The 19,655-nt window shown below is 68.7% G+C and carries 19 protein-coding genes; 9 read left to right on the forward strand and 10 right to left on the reverse strand.

The features are described 5' to 3' along the window. Positions 1-31: 31 nt before the first annotated feature. The 4 genes from LIX00_RS06120 to LIX00_RS06135 are packed head-to-tail and all read right to left on the reverse strand — an operon-like array spanning position 32 to position 4,618. Positions 32-1,741 carry a type II secretion system protein gene (locus LIX00_RS06120; RefSeq protein WP_227355317.1) on the reverse strand — a complete coding sequence of 570 codons (1,710 nt, stop codon included), beginning with the start codon at positions 1,739-1,741 and terminating at the stop codon, positions 32-34. Beyond that, complete coding sequence (locus LIX00_RS06125; RefSeq protein ID WP_227355318.1) at positions 1,738-3,618, reverse strand: ATPase, T2SS/T4P/T4SS family; 1,881 nt, start codon at positions 3,616-3,618, stop codon at positions 1,738-1,740. Before LIX00_RS06125 ends, LIX00_RS06120 begins: the two co-directional genes overlap by 4 nt. A 26-nt stretch (positions 3,619-3,644) precedes the next feature. After that, the gene (locus LIX00_RS06130) at positions 3,645-4,193 is read right to left on the reverse strand and encodes a DUF7311 family protein (protein WP_227355319.1); all 549 of its coding nucleotides are present in this window, start codon (positions 4,191-4,193) and stop codon (positions 3,645-3,647) included. Then, positions 4,190-4,618: a DUF7310 family coiled-coil domain-containing protein gene (locus LIX00_RS06135; RefSeq protein ID WP_227355320.1), complete on the reverse strand. Its 429-nt coding sequence runs from the start codon at positions 4,616-4,618 to the stop codon at positions 4,190-4,192. The genes LIX00_RS06130 and LIX00_RS06135 overlap by 4 nt, the downstream gene beginning before the upstream one ends. Before the next feature lie 86 nt (positions 4,619-4,704). Here LIX00_RS06135 and LIX00_RS06140 point away from each other — a divergent pair, with 86 nt between their 5' ends. Then, positions 4,705-5,781 carry a tubulin/FtsZ family protein gene (locus tag LIX00_RS06140; RefSeq protein WP_227355321.1) on the forward strand — a complete coding sequence of 359 codons (1,077 nt, stop codon included), beginning with the start codon at positions 4,705-4,707 and terminating at the stop codon, positions 5,779-5,781. Between the two features lie 15 nt (positions 5,782-5,796). On the opposite strand, the gene LIX00_RS06145 is transcribed toward LIX00_RS06140, so the two are convergent. After that, entirely contained in the window at positions 5,797-6,963 is a 1,167-nt protein-coding gene (locus LIX00_RS06145; protein WP_368410719.1) for a pyridoxal phosphate-dependent aminotransferase, read from the reverse strand. Positions 6,964-7,088: 125 nt separating this feature from the next. Between LIX00_RS06145 and LIX00_RS06150 the strand changes: the two genes are divergently transcribed. The 3 genes from LIX00_RS06150 to LIX00_RS06160 all read left to right on the forward strand — a co-directional run bounded on the left by LIX00_RS06150 (position 7,089) and on the right by LIX00_RS06160 (position 10,093). After that, positions 7,089-7,991, forward strand: coding sequence for a 1,4-dihydroxy-2-naphthoyl-CoA synthase (locus LIX00_RS06150; protein ID WP_227355322.1), 903 nt, complete (start codon positions 7,089-7,091; stop codon positions 7,989-7,991). A gap of 352 nt (positions 7,992-8,343) precedes the next feature. Beyond that, positions 8,344-8,748, forward strand: coding sequence for a hypothetical protein (locus LIX00_RS06155; RefSeq protein WP_227355323.1), 405 nt, complete (start codon positions 8,344-8,346; stop codon positions 8,746-8,748). A 601-nt stretch (positions 8,749-9,349) separates the two neighbouring features. Then, the gene (locus tag LIX00_RS06160) at positions 9,350-10,093 is read left to right on the forward strand and encodes a DNA-directed RNA polymerase subunit epsilon (RefSeq protein WP_227355324.1); all 744 of its coding nucleotides are present in this window, start codon (positions 9,350-9,352) and stop codon (positions 10,091-10,093) included. Between the two features lie 169 nt (positions 10,094-10,262). On the opposite strand, the gene LIX00_RS06165 is transcribed toward LIX00_RS06160, so the two are convergent. Beyond that, positions 10,263-10,832 carry a DUF8048 family protein gene (locus tag LIX00_RS06165; protein WP_227355325.1) on the reverse strand — a complete coding sequence of 190 codons (570 nt, stop codon included), beginning with the start codon at positions 10,830-10,832 and terminating at the stop codon, positions 10,263-10,265. Positions 10,833-11,027: 195 nt separating this feature from the next. Here LIX00_RS06165 and LIX00_RS06170 point away from each other — a divergent pair, with 195 nt between their 5' ends. The 5 genes from LIX00_RS06170 (at position 11,028) to LIX00_RS06190 (ending at position 15,718) form a co-directional block, all read left to right on the forward strand. Next, positions 11,028-11,969, forward strand: coding sequence for a 1,4-dihydroxy-2-naphthoate polyprenyltransferase (locus tag LIX00_RS06170; RefSeq protein WP_227355326.1), 942 nt, complete (start codon positions 11,028-11,030; stop codon positions 11,967-11,969). Between the two features lie 10 nt (positions 11,970-11,979). Next, entirely contained in the window at positions 11,980-13,002 is a 1,023-nt protein-coding gene (locus tag LIX00_RS06175) for a mandelate racemase/muconate lactonizing enzyme family protein (RefSeq protein WP_227355327.1), read from the forward strand. After that, a complete protein-coding gene (gene menE / locus LIX00_RS06180; protein WP_227355328.1) occupies positions 12,999-14,504 on the forward strand; it encodes an o-succinylbenzoate--CoA ligase in 1,506 nt (501 codons plus the stop codon). The genes LIX00_RS06175 and menE overlap by 4 nt, the downstream gene beginning before the upstream one ends. Before the next feature lie 135 nt (positions 14,505-14,639). Further along, the gene (locus LIX00_RS06185) at positions 14,640-15,341 is read left to right on the forward strand and encodes an NRDE family protein (RefSeq protein WP_227355329.1); all 702 of its coding nucleotides are present in this window, start codon (positions 14,640-14,642) and stop codon (positions 15,339-15,341) included. A gap of 26 nt (positions 15,342-15,367) precedes the next feature. Then, a complete protein-coding gene (locus tag LIX00_RS06190; RefSeq protein WP_227355330.1) occupies positions 15,368-15,718 on the forward strand; it encodes a helix-turn-helix transcriptional regulator in 351 nt (116 codons plus the stop codon). Positions 15,719-15,906: 188 nt separating this feature from the next. On the opposite strand, the gene LIX00_RS06195 is transcribed toward LIX00_RS06190, so the two are convergent. From LIX00_RS06195 to LIX00_RS06210, 4 genes are all read right to left on the reverse strand, one after another. Further along, a complete protein-coding gene (locus LIX00_RS06195; RefSeq protein ID WP_227355331.1) occupies positions 15,907-17,355 on the reverse strand; it encodes an arylsulfotransferase family protein in 1,449 nt (482 codons plus the stop codon). Between the two features lie 130 nt (positions 17,356-17,485). Beyond that, on the reverse strand, positions 17,486-17,932 hold the full coding sequence (locus tag LIX00_RS06200) for a hypothetical protein (RefSeq protein WP_227355332.1): 447 nt from the start codon (positions 17,930-17,932) through the stop codon (positions 17,486-17,488). Positions 17,933-18,036: 104 nt separating this feature from the next. Continuing rightward, positions 18,037-18,585, reverse strand: a complete 549-nt coding sequence (locus LIX00_RS06205; RefSeq protein ID WP_227355333.1) for a DUF8054 family protein — start codon at positions 18,583-18,585, stop codon at positions 18,037-18,039. Then, positions 18,582-19,355, reverse strand: coding sequence for a nucleotide-binding protein (locus LIX00_RS06210; RefSeq protein WP_227355334.1), 774 nt, complete (start codon positions 19,353-19,355; stop codon positions 18,582-18,584). The genes LIX00_RS06205 and LIX00_RS06210 overlap by 4 nt, the downstream gene beginning before the upstream one ends. Between the last annotated feature and the right edge of the window lie 300 nt (positions 19,356-19,655).

Raw genomic sequence — 19,655 nt, forward strand, 5'->3', positions numbered from 1 at the left:
CCCCGGATTCGTCCCGTTCTCCCACTTAAACCTACGTCAGCGTCCCGGCGAGGGCGAACGACAGCAGGTAGACGCCGGTCGCGGCGAGCGTCGACCGGCCGACTCGATAGCCGACCAGCGTTCGGTCGAGGCCGCGTTCGAGTCCCACCCCCAGCGTCGTGACGATGGCCGAGAGGAACAGGACGTACGCGCCGACCGCGAGGCCCAGAACGTCCGCCGGGAACTCACCGCCGAACGACGTTCGCCCCGCCATCCCGCCGGCGAGCGCGACGGTCGCCCCCGACACGAGCGGGCCGAACATCGCGGCGGTGTGTCGGAGCGTCCCGGTCACCTGCGAGAGTTCGTGTCGCGCTTCGCGTTCGACCCGCTGGAGGTCGTCGACGTGGTCGGCCATGGCCAGCACCGCGGAACCGGCGGGCCGCCCTTCCCGCGCGGCGAGCGCGAGGAGCGCGACGGCGCTTCGAGTGCGCGGACTGGGAACGTCCGAAAGCGCCCCGTACTCCCCGAGGAACGATTCTCGGACGCTCACCCGAAGCCGTCGCTGGACGCGGGCCGCCCGCTCGAACACCGCTCCCGTCTCCCCGGGGACTTCGTCCGCGGCGGCGGCGACGGCGGCCTCCACCGCCGTCCCCTCGTTCACCCGCCGACCGACGAGGTAGAGGGCGTCCGTCACGTTCGCTTCGACCGCTCGGACGCGGTTTCGAATCCGCACGGTCCCTCGCGTGACCCCGACGAGAACGGTGCCGACTGTACATCCGGCGAACGCGACCCAGCGCGTCCACCGAGGGAAGAGCGCACCCGAAACGAACAGGGCGAGGCAGCCGGCGAGGAGACCGGCGACGACCACCGGCCAGCGCCGGTTCGGCACGTCCGGGTGCGCGGCGGTCACCTCGGGCGGCGGAAACGCGACCGGACGGCGGACGAGCAACCACGCGCTCGCGGCGAGGAGCGCCGCGGGTAGCAAAAAGTCGTAGACGGCGATTATCAGAGCGGGCGACGCCGGCACGCCCGCCGCCCGCGCCGCCGGAAGCACCGCGACCAGCGCGAGCGGGAGCAGGACGCCGAAGGCGTACACGGCGGTCGCCGGTTCTCGAATCCGGACGACGAACTCGGCCATGCGCTCGCGCGTTCCGTCGAGCACCGCGGTCAGCGCGCGGTCAAGCGTCCGGTCGCGCTCGGCGGCCGGCGCTTCGCCCGCCGCCGAGACCAACGACATCGCCCGATGGAGCGCCGGGTTCCACGCCTCCCACTCCGCCGCGAACGTCGTCAGTCCGGAAGACGGCGAACCGACCGCGCGTCGAACGTGGTCGTCGAGACTCGCCGCGAGCGGACCGTCCCCGGTTCGCGCCGCGAAGGTCGCGGCGGCCTCAGGGGTCGGCTCGATTCGCATCCGGAGCGCGGCTCTGGCAACGAGCGCCGGGGCGTCGCCCAGCGCGCGCGTTCGTTCGGCCGCGGCGAGCGCGACCGGCGCACGACGAACCGCCGGCGGGGCGGCGAGTGCGAGCGCGACCAGCGCGCCGACTATCGGGAGCCGTATCGACGCCGGGACGAGCGCCGCGGCGACGACGGAGACGCCGAGGACGATCACCGCCGCGCCGTTTCCCGCGCGAACGACGACCGTACTTTCCTCGTCGACGCCGAGAAAACCGAGCGCGCGGTCGACGTCGTCATCCGGTGGGACCTCCCGCGGATAGAGGGCCGCGAGCCGACGGAGTAGGGCCGTCGGGCGTGAGAGCGTCACGTCGAGTCACCCGTCATCTCCGTCGTCGTGACCGCGAAATCGGGGTTCGCTCGTTCGACGCGCGCTTCGACGTCGTCCGTTCGTTCGGCGAGCGCCGCCCGAACGTCGGCGTAGGTCTCCGCAGCGTCCGCGAGCGACGCCACGAGCGCGCTGTTTCCGCGGTCGATTCGACCGGTCGGCGCGAGGTCGCCGCCGTCGAGCTCGTACAACGGTTCGAATCGAACCGCCTCCCCGTCGCCGACGACCTCCTCGATGCACTTCACCCGTCGCTTGCGGGTCTCGTCCGCCTCGTACGGTTCGAGCGTGACGACGAACTCCGTGGCGGCGAACGACGACGGCGGGACGCCGAGGTCGGTGACGACGCGTTCGTACACCGCCCCGCCCCCGTCGCCGTGGATGGTTCCGAGGACGGTGCTCCCGCTGGCTCCGACCCGCATCGCCTCGTAGAGAACGCTCGCTTCCTCCCCGCGAACCTCGCCGACGACGAGCGCACCTTCGCCCAGTCGGAGCGCCGTCCTGAGCGCGTCGGCCGGTCGGAGGCCGGGTTCGTCGTCGGTCGCGGTCGTCCGGAGGGCTTGTACGTCTCGGCCGTCTTCCTGTAAGGATTCGACCGGCAGTTCGGGCGTGTCTTCGAGAACGACGGTTCGCGTCTTCGCCGGAAGTTCACGGAGCAGCGCGCCGAGGAGGGTCGTCTTCCCCGCGCCGCGAGTTCCCGCGACGAGTCCGGCGGCGGCGCGTTCGACGGCGAGGGAGAGGACGGCGGCTGCGTCCGCCGGAAGCGTTCCGTTTCCGACCAGCGCCGGAATCGTCCACGTCTCCTCCGACCGAGCGCGGAACGCGAACCCGAGACCGTCGCTGACGGGGTCTGTCACGCCCGCGACGCGAACGGCAGTGTCGTTCACGTTCGCGACGGCGTCGAGCGTCGGACTCGCGCGGGAGAACGCGCGACCGCTCGTCAGTCGAAATCGGGAGGCGAGCGACGCCGCGCCCTCGGTCGTGAGACGGACGTTCGTCCGCATCTGCTCGCCGTTCGCTCGCACGCACAGCGGGTTCTCCGTGACGGGAGCGGTCGCGAACGCGTCGGAGACGGCGGGGTCGGCGAAGAGATCGGTGAGAACGCCGTACCCTCGCGTGTGCTTTTCGAGAACCGCCGCGAGCGCTTCGACGGGGTCGTCCTCGCCCGCGACCGTTCTGACCGCCCGTCCGGACGCTCGTTCCCCGCCGGACACGCCGCCGCTCGCGAGGAGTTCGGCGGCCCGGTCGAGGGTTTCCAGGGCGTCCTCGTCGAAGGCGGACTCCCGCGGTTCGAGGTGGTACGTTCGGCGGGCGCGGTCGGTGTCGTAGTGTCGAACCGTCGCCCCGGTCGAAAGCTCGTACCGGTCGTCCAATCGGGCGTTCGGCGGCGGTCGAACCGAGACGCGCGAACGGGCGATGGTCGGGGCGACGAACGGACGGAACGAGGAGTACGACTCGAACCGGCGAATTCCCTCGGCGAGTCCCGTCTCCGCGGCGACGTTCGCGACCGCCCCCGCTCGCCCCGCCGCGTCGATTCCCGCCCGAATCGGATCGCGTCGCGCGCGGGCGGCGAGGCCGTCGTCGTAGAACGCGACTCGGTCGGCGAACCGACCGGCGGCCACGAGGAACGCCGCTTCGTCGCCCTCGTAGGCGCGCTCGACTCCGTTCGCCCGCGTCAACGCGCGGTCGGCCTCGCGGTCCGCGAGCGCGTCGACGACGGTGGCTCGACAGGGCGGACGTTCGGCGAGGTCGCCGCGGCCCGGGCAGTCGCTCGCGTCGACGACCAGCGCGTCGCCGTCGAACGACGCCTCGCACCGACAGTCGCGGTCGCCGGACTCCGTTTTCGACAGTGGGTTCCACATGGGCCGCCGTGGTCGCGTCTTCGGCCTTAAAGTTCAGCCGCCCGGACGACGACGACGATACGCTTTCCGCGGTGTTCGACCGGCACGAGCGCGACTCTCGCCCGCTCGCCGCGGACGACGAGCGGCGTTCCGTCGGGCGCGAGTCGCCAACCGCCGTCAGCGTCGTCCGGTGCGGACGCGGCGACTCGGAGGTCGAACGGGACGTGCCGAACGCGGGTCGAACCGCCTTCGACCCGGTAGGCGAACACGTCGCCGTAGTCGTCCTTCGCTTGGGGGGTGTCGCGGGGGCCGTGGGGCTCGCGGGTTTCGGGAACGCCGCCGATGGCGACGTACTCGATTCCGGCGGTCGTCGCGGACGCACGGGGGAGCGAGAGCGCGACGACGCTACGAGCGCCGGGGTCGCCGAGCGGAACCGCGCTCTCGTCTTCGAGGTCGAACAGCGCGCGCGAGACGCTCGCCAGTTCCCCCTCGGCGCGGTACTCCGCGCGGGTCGTTCGTGCGTCGTCGATCGCGGGATAGGAGACGCTACAGACGGCGACCGCGAGCATCACGGCGAGGACGGTGCGGACGCTCACAGCACCTCCCTGATGCGGGCGGCGAAGGAGTCATTGGAGTCGTCGGAGTCGTCCGGCTCCGGTCGCTCGCGGTCGGACCCCGCCCGTCGGTCCGTTTTCGGTTCCGTTTCCGATTCGATCCTTCGGGGGACGGACTTCGGCGGGCGGACGTCGCGCCGATTCGTCTCCGCTTTCGCGAGCGCGGCGTCCGCGCGCCGCTCGACCTCGGCGTTGACGGCGCGGATGTTACCCACGTAGCCCCGAAGAGCTTGCACGGCGGAATCGAGCTCATCCAGTCGGGTTTCGAGGTCGTCCACGCGCGCGGCGACGTCGGTCGCCGTCCGGCGGAGTTCCGCCTCGTCGCTTCGGTCGGGACGTTCGTCTCGGTCGGTGAGAGCGCGTTCGACGGCGCGGAGGCGTTCGTCGAGTGTTTCGCGGTCGGACATCGCCGGGGTTGGTTCCCCCTTCGTATTTAAAATTGGAGGAATTTCGTGACAGAAAATTCATTACGAGTGGATGGGTGGACTGGTGCATGAAAGTCGTCCTGATTGGTGTCGGTCAAGCCGGCGGTAAACTCACGCAGCGACTCGTCGAGTTCGACGCGCGGATGGAGTTCGGTGCCGTCCGCGGCGCACTGGCGATCAACTCCGCGAAAGCCGACCTGCAATCGCTCGACCTCGATACCGTGCTCGTCGGCCAAGACCGAGTGAAGGGCCACGGCGTCGGCGGGGACAACGAACTCGGCGCGGAAGTGATGCGGAGCGATTCGGGCGAGGTGATGAACGCCTTGGACGGTCGCATCACCGCCGAGGCGGACGCTATCTTCGTCGTCGCGGGCCTCGGCGGCGGCACCGGAAGCGGCGGTGCGCCGGTCATCGTCGACGAACTCCAGCGAATCTACGAGATCCCCGTCTACGCGCTCGGCGTCCTCCCCGGGCGCGGCGAGGGGTCGATGTATCAGGCCAACGCTGGGCGGTCGCTGAAGACCGTCGTCCGCGAGGCGGACGCGACCCTCCTCATCGACAACGACGCGTGGCACGAGACGGGCCAGAGCGTCGGCGAGGCGTTCGAATCCATCAACCGACAGATCGCCCAGCGCGTGGGGCTCCTCCTCGCGTCGGGCGAGGCGGTCGAGGGCGTCGGCGAGAGCGTGGTCGATTCGAGCGAGGTCATCAACACGCTTCGGTCCGGCGGTATCGCCGCGCTCGGATACGCCAGTTCGGAGGCCGGCGAGGAGAGCGGCGAGAACATCAACGCCGTGACGAGCAACACCCGACAGGCCATCCTGAGCAACCTGAGTATGCCGAACGCGACGGACGCGGACTCCGCCCTCGTCGTCGTGGCCGGCGACCCCGACCGGATTCCGCGGAAGGGCGTCGAGCGGGCGCGGAGCTGGGTCGAAAAGGAGACCGGGAGCCTGCAGGTTCGCGGCGGGGACTTCCCGATGGAGAGCGACCGACTCGCGTCGCTGATTCTGCTCGGCGGCGTCGAGCGTTCCCCTCGGATGGCGGAGTTCATGGAGCGCGCGAAGGCGGCGAACGAGCAGGAAGAGCGGAAGGGAGACCCCGCCGAACTCTTCCAGAACGACCGGCTCGAAAACCTGTTCTGACCGCGACGGTCCGTTCTATCGGTCGCGCTCGTCTCGAACCATCCGCTCGATGCGGTCGAGGCCGAGTTCGATGCGCTCCGCGCTGTTGGCGAAGCTCAGCCGCAGGTACCCCTCTCCGGCGTCGCCGAACCCGGCGCCGGGCGCCGCGACGACGCCGTACTCGGAGAGCAGTCGCTCGGCCACGTCGACGCTGGTTCCGTCGAGCGCGCTCACGTCGAGGAACGCGTAGAACGCGCCCTCCGGGCGCGGACAGGAGACGTTCGGGATCGACTCGACGCGCTTCACGAGGCGGTCGCGGCGGTCGCGGAACGCGGCTCGCATCTCCCGAACCGGCTCCTGCGTTCCGGTCAGGGCCGCGAGCGCGGCGTGTTGGCCGACGCTCGACGGGCAGGCGGTCGTACTCTCCCCGAGGTTCGTCGCGGCTTCGACCACGTCGCTCGGGCCGACGAGCCACCCGATTCGCCACCCCGTCATCGCGTACGTCTTGGAACAGGAATCGACCGTCAACAGTCCATCGTAATCCGCGTACGACGCGACGCGCCGGTGGTCGCCGCCGTACGTCAGGCGCGCGTACACCTCGTCGGCGATGACGTAGGCGCCGCGGTCGGCCGCGGCTTCCACGACCGCCCGGACGGCGTCCTCGTCGTAGACCCGTCCGGTCGGGTTCGACGGCGTCGTCAACACCACCGCGGCGGTGTCGCGGGTCAGTTCCTCGACGACGCGGTCGGGCGCGAGGTCGAACCCATCGTCGGCCGGCAGGGGTACCTCGACCGGTTCGGCACCCGCGAGCCTCGCTTGATTCCTGTAGTTGGGCCACGCCGGCGTGGGTATCAGCACCTCGTCGCCCGGTCCCGCGACGGCGGCGAGGGCGAGCGACAGCGCCTCCATCGCGCCGTTCGTGACCGAAACCTCCGTTTTCGGGTTCGGGGAAACGCCGGTCTCGCGCTCGGTTCGGTCGGCGATGGCCCTGCGAAGCTCCGGAATTCCGGCGCCGGAGGTGTAGTGGGTCGCGCCGTCTCGGGCGGCCCGCGCGGCCGCGTCGATGACGTGTTCGGGCGTGTCGAAGTCCGGTTCGCCGACCTCCAGCCTGACGAGGTCGCCGCCGTGGGCCTCCGCGAGTTCGAACATTACGCGAATCCGCGAGCGTTCGAACGCGGCCGCCCGCGCGGAAATCTTGGTCATGGTACCAACCCTCGACCCTTCGGCGCAAGTAGTTTCGCAGTCCCCCCGTAGTTTGCCGGGTCGGACGCGCCCGGTCCGGAAGGCGGACGGGAACCTATTAGGTCGCTCCGTCTTCAGTTCCGAGCATGGTATCCGAACTCTTCGACGGGGAACGCTGGGAGGAAGTTTCGGAGTTCGACTTCCGGGACATCACGTACCATCGGGCGACCGACCAGGGGACGGTTCGAATCGCCTTCGACCGCCCCGAGGTTCGCAACGCCTTCCGACCGGGGACGGTGGACGAACTCTACCGCGCGCTCGACCACGCCAAGCGCCAGACCGACGTTGGCTGCGTCATCCTCACCGGTAACGGCCCGTCGCCGAAAGACGAGGGGTGGGCGTTCTGCTCCGGCGGCGACCAGCGCGTTCGCGGCGAGTCGGGGTACGAGTACCGAGGCGAGGACGAGGAGCGCGAGGCGCAGCGCGCCTCGAAGGCCGGGCGCTTGCACATCCTCGAAGTCCAGCGACTCATCCGCCACATCCCCAAGCCGGTCATCTGCGCGGTGCCGGGGTGGGCCGTGGGCGGCGGGCACAGCCTCCACGTCGTCTGCGACATGACGCTCGCCTCGGAGGAGCACGCGAAGTTCCTGCAGACCGACCCCGACGTGGCGAGTTTCGACGGCGGGTTCGGGTCGGCCTACCTCGCCAAGCAGGTCGGCCAGAAGAAAGCCCGCGAGGTGTTCTTCGTCGGGAAGACCTACTCCGCGGCGGAGGCCGAGGAGATGGGCATGGTCAACGAATCCGTGCCCCACGGGGAGTTGGAGGAGGTCGCGCTGGAGTGGGCCGCGGAGGTCAACTCGAAGAGTCCGACCGCGATTCGAATGTTGAAGTACGCCTTCAACATGGCCGACGACGGACTGGTCGGCCAGCAGGTGTTCGCGGGCGAGGCGACCCGCCTCGCCTACATGACCGACGAAGCGCAGGAGGGTCGGGACGCCTTCGTGGAGAAGCGCGACCCGGACTTCTCGGAGTACCCCTGGCACTACTAACGCACCTTTTTCCGTCGTTCGAAAGAGCGAACCTCTTTCGTGATGACGAAATCTTCGATTTTCGGACCACGGTCGAATGCCGAGGCGAGTGCCACGTGGCACTCGCCTCGGTCGCCCCCTTGGAAAAAGTCGCACCAACACCACTGCGGCCCTCCCGATGGTCGGGCCTTGGCCCGCTCGCTCGTCGCTTCGCTTCTCGCTCGCGGTGAGTCGCTTCACCGCCATCACCGACACCGCTCGTACCGGCCGGTCCTTCGGGAATCGCGGATGCCGAAGGACCGCGACGGATGGGACGGTCGCTCGTTTTAGTTTACGGAACAGTCACGTTCGGGGTTCGCGTCGTGGAAAGTGAATGAGCGAATCGCTGAGTCGAAACGAACACTCAAACCAGCTACGGGCGGGAATCGCGGCGCTGGCGATCACCGTCGGACTCGTCGTCGCGGTCGTCCCGTTCTGGAAGTTGTTCGCGTTCACCGAGTTCCCGTTCGACATCCCCGGATCGTTCTACTTCCTCGGAATCATCCTCGTCTTCCAATTCGTTCGGAGCGTCGGGATGGACGACTGGAAGCGACGCGGAGCCGCCCTCGCGTCGGTCGTCGGTCTCGTCGTGATGATCATCGGACTCGGACCGTCGGGATACTGTGCGACATCGAGCCCGCCACAGTGCGGCACGAACTTCGATATTCGCCCGACTGTCCTCTTCTTGGGTCTGCTCCTGACGACCGCGATGCTCTACTTCGACATTCGACGGCGGTAGTACGACGAATGACTTGCGCGTTCGTCGGTGCGTTTCGGCCGCAGTCGGCGTTCCCTCGACGATTCGAGCACGAATCGTGACCGGCCGATTCGGAGTTGCACTGAAACGTACTGGCTGAAGCGACGGCATCGTCCGTCGACAGTTTCCCCGGCGCGTCCGACCCCGCTTTAAGTGATTCTCGCGATAAGGGAGAGATATGGAGGAAGCGAGGTTCGTTCTGGCGTACTCAATTTCTGGCAAGCAGCGGCTATCTCCGCCCGTCTCTCGTGTCGCTGTTTTCGCGGTTGAACGGTATTTTCGCGGTTGCAACGGTACCGCGCGTAGCGACTGCACTCGAGCGGACGTGGTCGTTCGTGGCGGCCGTACTCCGAGGCTCGCTTTCGCTTTAAGTAGTTCTCGTGACAAGGTAGAGATACGGACGGAGTGAGGCTGGTTCTGACGGTCGTCGACTTTTCGTGAGCACCGCGTGTCGATAGCGCGGGTGCTGGTGTCGATGGAGTGCCGGTGGACTGATAGTGTCGACAACGTGCGATGGCACTCGCCCAGAGTGGACCTGCCTCGAACCTACCTTTCAACTACCTCGACCGAGTAATGGGGAGCGATGCGTCGAGACGGCGACTCGCGAGCGGCCAGTTGGCAGTGGCGGTCCGGAGCGACCGCCGAGCCGGACGACCCGCGAAACCGAGCGCTCAGCCGACTTCCGGGCGACGGTGCGGTACGGCGGGCCGACCTCCAGCGCGACGAGTCGGTCCGTCGCTGGGGGCCGGTGACGCCGAGCGCGACGCTCATCGGACGCGCGGAGTCGCCAGAGTCGGACGTGAGCGAGAGCCTTCGTCGACTCCACGAGGAGCGCCACTCGGCGATGGCGGGTCACAGCAGCCGGATGCACCACCTCGACAAACTGCGGGTCAGCCACGCGCTCTGCAACGACCTCGCGCTGACCCCGTGGCAACGCGACTGCGTTATCGGTATCATGGCGGAACTCGACCTCACCGCCTTCGGAAGCCAGCGGGCCATTCCGAAGGTCGCGCTGGTCGTCATCCGCCACGTCGTCGACCGGGAGCGCGAGCACTACCTCGGACTGCACGACCGCGATTGGATCGGTCGGCTGCCCCCCGAACGATTGGACGACCTCTACGACCAGTTCGACTCGCTCACGGACGACGAGCGGTTCGGCGAACTCGCGGAGAAACACGGGCTCGACGTCACGAGCCTCAACCGACTCCGGCGGGTGCTCAAAGAGCAGCTAGAAGAACGGGAAATCGAGTTCGCCGTCCACGGCCGAAACCCCCACCGCGACCCGAACCTCCCGAGCCTCACGAGTCGGGGGGAGAGGCGGGATTGAGGGTCGCGGCGCGGAGAGGAATCTCGGCGGAGAGAGCGTCCCGACGGCGGAAAGAGAAGAAAGGAACCCGAAGTAACCTTCCTCGTATCTACCCGTTATCGCGAGAACCACTTAAACGAATGCGGGAGGGCCGACGGGCGTCGCTTCGAACTCCATCGAAGCGCTCACCTCACTCGCCGACGAGGCCGAGGAGGCGTCTCGCCTCGTCTATCTTTCGGTCGATTCGATGGCAGTGGGACTTGACCGTCCCGACCTCCATTCCGAGTCTGTCACCGATCTCCTCCTGCGTCTCGCCCCGCATTCGCAACACCTGCACTTCGGACTGGCGAGGGGAGAGACCCGCGCGCGTCAACCCCGACAGGACGTGTGCCGGCATAACGAGCGCATCGCGTTCGGCGAGCGCCCGTTCATCGGCGCCGAGTCTCCTCGCGTAGTCGGCGTGAGCGCTCCTCGCGGCCGCGCCGACGGCGTCCGAGAGACCGAGGCGCTCCGCCATCCGAGTCCACGTCCCGGAATCGACGTCTATGACTTCGACGAGTCCCCCGTTCGCGACGAGCGGGGCCGACCGTTCGCCGTTCCCGCCGACGTAGTGTTCGTGGATGGCGTCGGCACCGTCCACGAGGTCGTCGTGGATCGTCGCCAGCGCTTCGCTCAGCTCGGTCGCGCTGACGGCGTGGCTGTCGGCTGCCTCACCGACGATATCCGTCGAAATCGGTGCGCCTTCGGCGAGTCGCGTCATCGTGCTCGTCCCATCGAGCCCGCCGCGGTTATAGTTTACCTTTTTCGTAAACCCTCCGGATCGCGCTCCGCCGGGGACTTCCGGCGTCGATTCGGTCTTGCCGATGCGGGCGACTTTCATCCTTCATTCCGGACGGTGGTTCCCCCCTGCCGAAACCGCAGACGCTATGCCCCTCACGTCAAAACTACTGCAGTAATGACCGAAACGGCGACGGAGATCTCCCGCACGGAGGCGTGGCTGATGGCGGCCCGACCGCACACCCTGCCCGCCGCCGCCGCGCCCGTCATCGTCGGCGTCGGCCTCGCCGTTCACGAGGGGCTGTTCGCCCCGCTCCCCGCGCTCGCCGCCTTCGTCGGCGCGGCGCTCATCCAGGTCGGCACCAACTTCGCCAACGACTACTACGACGCCGTGAAGGGCGTCGACACCGACGAACGGACGGGGTTCACCCGCGTCACCCAGTCCGGACTCATCCCGCCCGACGAGGTCAAGCGCGCGATGTACTCCACGTTCCTGCTCGCCGTCCTCGTCGGCGTCTACCTCGTCTACGTCGGCGGTCTGCCGATTCTCGTCGTCGGTCTCGTCAGCGTCGCCAGCGGCATCGCCTACGCGGGCGGACCGTACCCCCTCGGCTCGCACGGACTGGGCGACCTGTTCGTGTTCGTCTTCTTCGGCGTCGTCGCGGTGATGGGAACGTTCTACGTGCAGGCCGCGGCGCTGCTCGCCGCGCCCCTCTCGCTCGGCGTCCCCGCCGGAACCGTCACGCAGCAGGCGTTCCTCGCCAGCCTCCCCGTCGCGGCCATCTCGACGAACATCCTCGTCGTGAACAACGTCCGCGACCTGGAGACCGACCGCGAGGCCGGCAAACGGACGCTCGCGGTGCTCGTCGGCTACCGGGCGAGTCGAGCGGAGTACGTCGGTATGCTGGCGCTCTCGTACCTCGTTCCGGCGTACTTCTGGGCGAGCGGCGCGTTCGGTGCGGTCGTCCTCCTCCCGCTGCTCACGGTACCCTACGCCGCGACGGTCGCCGGAACCGTGCTCACGGAGACCTCCGGCGAGGCGCTCAATCCGGCCCTCGAACGGACCGGCAAACTGCTGGCCGTCCACTCGCTCCTGTTCGCCCTCGGGATGGTGCTCTGAGAACCGAACCATGCGAATCGAAACGAGAGAATTTTCGCTTCCGCTCGAATCGCCGCTCGACACGGCGCGCGGGAAGATAGAGCGACGCGAGGGCGTGCTCGTCCGAATCGAAGACGGGGACGGGGTCGGAATCGGCGAGGCGACGCCCCTGCCGGGGTGGACCGAATCGCTCCCCGCCTGTCAGGCGGCGCTCGCCGACGTGGACGACCCGGACGCCGCGCTGACCGACCTCGAATCGACGCCCGCGGCCCGCCACGCGCTCGCGCTCGCGCTGGCCGACCTTCGGGCGAAGCGCGCCGGCGAACCCCTCTACCGACGCCTCGGCGGGCCGGAGAGCGTCGAGGCCGTCCCCGCCAACGCGACCGTCGGCGACCGCCCGGCGTCCGACACGGCGGCGGCGGTGAGCGAAGCGGTCGCGGCGGGGTTCGAGTGCGTGAAGGTCAAGGTCGGCGCGCGCTCGGTCACCGACGACGTGGTTCGACTGCGGGCGGTTCGCGACGAGGTCGGCTCCGACGTGGAACTCCGCGCGGACGCGAACGGCGCGTGGTCGCGCGCGCAGGCGCGCGAAGCGTTCCACAAACTCGACCCCCTCAGGGTAGCCTACGTCGAACAACCCCTCCCGCCGGACGACCTGGACGGACTGGCCGACCTCCGCAATCGGTCGGTCGGCGTCGCGGCCGACGAGTCGATCGCCGAAACCTCCGTCGACGACGTGCTCGGTGCCGGAGCCGCGGACGTGCTCGTCTGCAAACCGATGGTGCTCGGCGGCCCGGACAGGGCGGTCGAAGCGGCGAGACGCGCCCGCGACGCCGGCGCGACCCCGGTCGTGACGACGACCGTCGACGGGGTCGTCGCCCGGACGGCGGCGATACACGTCGCGGCGGCCCTCCCCGACCGCCCGGCCTGCGGCCTCGCCACAGGAGCGTTGCTGGCCCGCGACCTCGGCCCCGACCGCACGCGAATCGTCGACGGGGCGGTGAGCGTCCCGCAGGAACCGGGCAACGGCGTCGCCGATACGTGGGGGAAGCTATGAGAGGGGCGAAGACGGACGGAACGGAGACGAAAGATTGGCTGGCGCACCGGGCGGGAATCTCGCCGGACGCGACCGCCGTCGTCGAAGCCGAAGACGGAACCGAGCGGACGTACGCCGAACTCGATTCGGCGGTCGAGGAGACGGCCGGACGGCTCGCCGGGCTAGGCCTCCGCGCGGGCGACCACCTCGGCGTCCTGATGGAGACCCGGATGGCGGCGGTCCGACTCGTCCACGCCGCGATGCGACTCGGCTGCGTGCTGGTCCCGCTGAACGTTCGACTCGCCGCGCCCGAACTCCGGCGGCAGGTCGCGGCGACCGACCCGTCGGCGCTCGTTTGCGAAACCGACACCGAGTCGGTCGCCCGAGACGTCGCCGGGGACGTACCCGTGGTCTCGGTCGACCCCTCCGACGGGGCGACGCTCGCCGAGTGTAAGCGAGCGACCTTCGACCCGGCGGCGTGGGCGCGCGACGACCCGCAGGTGATGCTGTTCACGTCGGGGACGACCGGGAATCCGAAGGCCGTCGTCCTCACGACGGGGAACCTGCTTTCGAGCGCCGTCGCCTCCGCGTTCCGGTTGGGCGTTCTCCCCGACGACCGCTGGCACCTCTGCCTCTCGACGTACCACATGGGCGGTCTCGCGCCGCTCCTGCGTTCGACGCTGTACGGAACGACGGTCGTCGTACAGGAGGGGTTCGACCCCGAGAAAACGCTGTCGCACCTCCGGGAGCACGGGGCGACCGGCGTCTCGCTCGTGCCGACGATGCTCCGCCGACTGTTGGAGGAGGGCGACCTCCCCGACTCGCTGCGGTTCGTCCTCCTCGGCGGCGCGCCCGCACGGGACGACCTCGTCGAGGAGTGCGAAGCGCGGGGCGTGCCGGTCTGCCCGACCTACGGGATGACCGAGACCGCCTCGCAGATCGCCACCGCCCGCCCCGAGGAGGCGTTCTCCCGCGTCGGCACGGTCGGACGACCGCTGCTGTTCACGGAGGTGACGGTCGTGGACGGGGACGACGACCCCGTTCCGGCGGGCGAACCGGGCGAACTCGTCGTCTCCGGGCCGACCGTGATGGCGGGTTACTACGGCAATCCGAGCGCGACCGAGGAGGCGTTCGGGGAGTACGGTCTGCGCACGGGAGACGTGGGCTACCGCGACGAAGGCGGCCGAATCTGGGTGCTGAATCGGCGTTCCGACCGCATCGTCACGGGCGGCGAGAACGTCGATCCCGGCGAGGTCGTCGAGGTGCTGCTGGAACACCCCGAAATCCGCGAGGCCGCGGTCGCGGGCGTCGCGGACGACGAGTGGGGAGAGCGGGTCGGCGCGCTGGTGGTTCCGGAGGCCGACGGGGAGGTGACGCTCGAATCGATTCGCGCCTTCTGCGACGGGCGACTCGCCGGCTACAAACGACCGCGCCTGCTCGAAACCGCCGAGGAACTGCCCCGAACCGCGTCGGGGACGGTCGACCGCGAGGCGGTCCGCGAGCGACTCCGCCACGACTCCTGAACCCGCGGACCGACGGAGCGGGAGAGGCAGACCCCGTCTTCCGCGTCCACGTCGACTCGCTGTCGGCGGGGGACGCGTAAGCGGCGGCGACGACCGGCGACGAATCTTTTATTCGGTGCCCTCCTACCGTACCACGTGTGTACACTCATCGTCGCGTGGCGGGTGTTCGACGGCGCGCCGGTCGTCGCCGCCGCGAACCGGGACGAAGCCCCCTCGCGCCCGTCGCGTCCGCCCGGAATTCTCGACCGCGACCCGACCGTCGTCGCGCCGCAGGACGAGGAGGCGGGAGGGACGTGGATCGGCTACAACGAGCACGGGTTGTTCGTCGGGGTGACGAACCGCCGGAGCGATATCGAGGGTGAACGCTCGCGCGGGTTGTTGGTTCGTGATACGCTGGCCCGCGAATCCGCGGCGGACGCCCTCCGATTCGTCCACGACGAACTCGCGGAGCGGCGGTTCGCGGGGTTCAACCTGTTCATCGCGGACGCGGAGGAAGCGACCCTGCTGGAGTGGGACGGCATCCTCGAAACGACGCACCTGGATCCGGGAATCCACGTCGTCGTCAACGAGGGGTTGAACGACGCCGCGCCGAAGGCCGAGCGCATCCGGGCCGAGGCCCATCCCGAACCGAGCGAGGACGTGTCGCTCCCCGAGTGGCGCGACCGGGTGAAAGCGGTGCTCCGCGACCACGACGTCGGCGCGTGCGTCCACGGCGACGGGTACGGAACTCGCTCGTCGTCCATCGTCACCGTCGACGCCGACGGCGACGGAAGGTACGAGTTCGCCGACGGACCGCCCTGCGAGACGCCGTACGAGGACGCGGAAAGTCACCTTTAAACGCCCGCCCATCCCAGTATGGGAACATGAGCACGGCAACGTCCGAGGAAGACCTCACCGAGGACGAGTACGCGGGACTCGAACTCGTCCGCGAGACGGGCGGTATCCACCAGAGCGACTTCTGGAAGCAACTCGACGTTTCGTCGCGGAAGGGGAGTCGAATCATCGAGTCGCTGGTGGAAAAGGAACTCGTCCAGCGACAGGAGACCGTCTACGACGGCCACAACACCTACTTCGTCACGCCCGCCGCGAGGGACCTCGACTTCTCGTTGCTGATGGCGGGCGACATGCTCTCGCCGTTCATCGGGGAGGAGGAGATCGACCCCGAGAGCGACGCTTTCTCGCAGTGGATAATGAACCTCGCCTACGAGGAGTAGCGCACGACGCGCCTTTTCGCGCGAACGCCGAGCAGAACGCCGGTCAGTGGCGACGCCGACCGACTCGTTTTCCGTCGTTGCGACGCGAACCAGCGACCCGCCGAATCCGACGCGTCCTCACTCGTCGGGACGCGCCGAGGGGCGCGGCGGAAAACCGATTCCGCGCCCGGCGGGTCGCTAGCGGCGGTTCAGTCCTCCTTCGAGGACTTCTCGCGGAGGCGTTCCGTCGGCGATCCGAAGCGTCGTAGGACGAACCAGCGCATCTCCGCGCCGGCCCACATGAGCGCGACGACGAGTCCGATGACGATGGCGAACAGCTCCGGAACGCCGAGCCAGACCGGCGTGATGTACATCAGGCCGTTCAGGTACTTTCCGGGGATGAACGACTTCACCGTGATCCAGAATCGGTCGCCCAGCGTCCCCGTCCTCGTCGCCAATCCGGCGCTCTTGGCGCTCTCGCCGCCCGTGCTCTCGTCGCCCGTTCCGAGGCGTTCGGCCTCGTACGGGAAGGCGATGTTAACGCTCCAGACGATATCCCCCTTCTCGTTCACCTCGAAGACCCGGTTCCCGTTCGAGTCGGCGATGAGGGTGTGTTCGTTCGGGAGACGGTCCGCGTCGCGGGGCCACTGCATCCGCGCGTCGCGCCACGTCCACGTGCGCGTCCACTCGCCGTTCTCGCGCTGGTACTCGACCACGCGGTTGTTCTCGCTGTCGGCGACGATGGCCGCAGGGCCGCCGTTCGACGAGTTGATGAAGTCGGGGTTGTGCTGCTCGTAGAGGATGTTGTAGTTGTTCTCCTCGCCGAGCGTCCAGTTCCTGACGAGTCCGTCGCGGGTCAGGAACACGACGCGGTCGTGGTTACGCGCGCTGACCATCAACCGCCCGTCTTCGAGCACTTCGACGTCGTTGATGTGGCTCCAGTCCTTGGGATACGGACCGCCGGTCTTCGACGTCGAGAACGCGTCGCTGGCGTTCCACGTCCAGACTATCTCGTCGGTCTTCGTGTTCGCGATGAAGGCGCGGTCGAGGTAGATGTCCGCCACGGCGACGTGCGTTTCGTTGATGCGGTCGACGTCGTGGTAGCGGGACGCCTCCTTGCCCGGCGTTCGCTGCGACCACACCCGCGTCACCTCGCCGGTCGTGAGGTTGACGCGCTCGAATCCGTTTCGCGTGCACGCTCCGATGTCGCCGTGCACCTCGAAGTACTCGTTCCACGTCTCGTTGTCGACGGCGTACGCGCTGTGATTCCACGTCGTGGGACACTCCTCCGGGTCGAGGTGATCCGCGTATGAGTACTCGACGGTCGCCCGAGTGCCGGGGACGGGGTCGACGTCCCAGTAACGCGTGTGCGAGTCGTTGTAGTAGAGGACGCTTCCGTCGGGATTGAACGCGACCAGTTCGGCGCGCGCCCGCGGTCCCTCGCTCTGCTGGCCGCGCCACGAGTTCGAGTCCGTGGCGACGACCGTGATGTTGTCGCGCGGCGGGGCGATCGGTTCGCGCGTCGTCACCCCGTCCGCGCCGAGGTGTTGTTCGAACGTCGTATCGGATTTCGCGGTTGCGTACCCGTATCCGACCGGAAGAACGGAGAGTATCAGTAGCACCGCAAACGCGGCGCGAAGACGAGACCTCGAAACCATACGACACACTTCACTAGCGGGAGGTTAATCTTTCCGGCACGGTATCAGACGGATGCATGACATCGACTATCACGGACGAGCGTCCCTCGGCCGTGCTCGGGGCGTTCCCCGAAGCGTCGCCGACCGAACGTTACTCGCGGCCGACGACACGCTCCAGTCGTTCGAGCAGTTCCTCGTCCGAACGTGGCGAGTCGTCCGACGCGTTACCATCGCCCCCGTCGGCGGAATCGCCCCGGCGAGAACGTTCTCCGCTCGCGACGGCGCGCAGTTCGTCTTCGAGGGCGCGTCCGAGCAGGCGACCGAACTCGCGGCCGAGGAGCGAACCGATTCGCGCTCCGAGGCTCCCGCCCGAACGACGCTCCGCCGACCGCGATTCGGTCTCGCCGCCCCGCGAGCCCGAGCGCGTCGATAGACTCAGTTCCACTTCGTCCAAACCGACGGACAGGTCGTCTACGTCCGCCGTCACGCCGGAGAGGTCGAGGGACAACCCGCCGAGTCCGAGACGGAACCGACGACCGCTTCCGCCGCCTTCGTCGTCCGTCGCCCTCCCTTCGTTCGCGTTCTCTCCCTCACTCATGTCGAGTCACGTCGGACGCTACCGACCGTAATCGCCACGCCGTCGTTACTACTGTAGCTTTCGCCCCCGAACGGTCGGGAGGCGAAAATCGCGGAAGAGGCGGCTCAGCCGCGCAACTGGTCGTCCAGTCCCCACTTCTCGGCCCGGCGTTCCGCCTCCTCCCGCGCCTGTTCCTGTATGGCGGCGATTTTCTCGTCGTCGTCGAGAAACGCCTCCAGCGCGCTGGGCGGAGCGGAGCGGTCGCCGGACGCCGACCGCTCCGCCGGTGCGCGCGAGCGCGTCCGCTCGGCCAGTTCCGGGTCTCCCGCCAATCGCTCGGCGGGCATCCCCGGGGGAACCCGTCGCTCGTCAGCTTCGTGAACCGCGGCGAGTTCGTCCGAGGGCAGTCGCCGGAGGTCGACGCTGTAGGGGCCGGGCACCGCGAGGTCGGCCAGCGCCTCCGGGCCGCCGCGATCGGTTCCGGTGTGGTACGCGAGCACCGGCACGCCCGCCTCGAAGGTCAGCACGCCCCGACCGTCCGCGTCGAGGAGGAGCGCGTCCTGCGGTTCGAACACGGCGTAGCCGGTCAGTTCGCGCTCCGCGGCGGCGACGAGCGCGGCCGCCGGGTCGCTGACGACGCGGGAACGAACGAGTTCGCCACGCGGGAGCCTCATGGCGAGTCGGGGATGACCGCGCTCCGAAAGCGCTCGGCGACGTCCGCCGATTCGCCCGTCCGAACGTCGAGCGCGGCGGCGGCCTCGCGGTAGGCGCGCGCCGCCGCGCTCTCGGGTGCGTACGCGAGGAGGGGTTCGCCCGCCCGTCGCGCGGCGCGCGCCGCGTCGTCGTCGGGAACCGCGGCGAGCGTCGGGCCGCCGAAGTACCGTTCGCTCTTGTCCGCGACCGCCGCCACGTTCTCGTCCTCGTGAACCTTGTTGAACAGCACGCCCGCCGTCTCCGTGCCGTACGACCGCGCGTACTCTTGGACTTTCAAGCCGTCGCTGAGGGAGGGAATCGTCGGCTGTAGCACGACGACGACTCGGTCGGCGAGGACGACGGGGAGGACGGCGCTCTTGCTTCCGAGCGCCGCGGGCGAGTCGAGCAAGAGCACGTCCGTCTCGGCCGCGAGGTCGGCGACCACGTCCTGCAGACGGTCGGGATCGGCGCGCTCGAACGCGGACAGGCTCGTTCCGCAGGGGACGACCCGCATCCCGAAGCGTTCGTAGACGGCGTCCTCGACCTCCGCGCCGCACTCGTCGACGAGGAGGTCGTGAAGCGTGGTTTCCGCGTCGGTCAGTCCGGCGTGGAAGAGCAGATTCGCCATCCCCGTGTCGGCGTCCACGACCGTCACGTCGTACTCCTCGGACAGCGCCATCCCGAGCGAAAGCGTGCTCGTGGTCTTCCCGGTGCCACCTTTGCCGCTCGCAATCGCAAACGCCTCGACCATCGTCTTAGACTCCGGTCGTCATCGGTTAAAAATTCGTGCCCTTCGACCGCGAAAGAGACGGTGACCGTCGACCGGGTGGGACGGACGCGCACGAAAGGGAGACCGCCCTCGGCCATCGAGAGGTGCGACGACGCGGACGGTGCGCCGTAACGCACCGTCCGCACACCGGTCGAGCGGCGGCGACCGGTCCGAGGGTCGAAGGTTCGAATCGACCGTCCGCGCGCTTCCCTCCGATCCGTCTGCGATTCTCGCCGTACGAGAGTTCGATAGTATATAAATCGCGTATTTAATCCGTCAGCG

The sequence above is a fragment of the Haladaptatus salinisoli genome (assembly GCF_020614375.1).
GTDB classification, from domain to species: Archaea; Halobacteriota; Halobacteria; order Halobacteriales; family Haladaptataceae; genus Haladaptatus; species Haladaptatus salinisoli.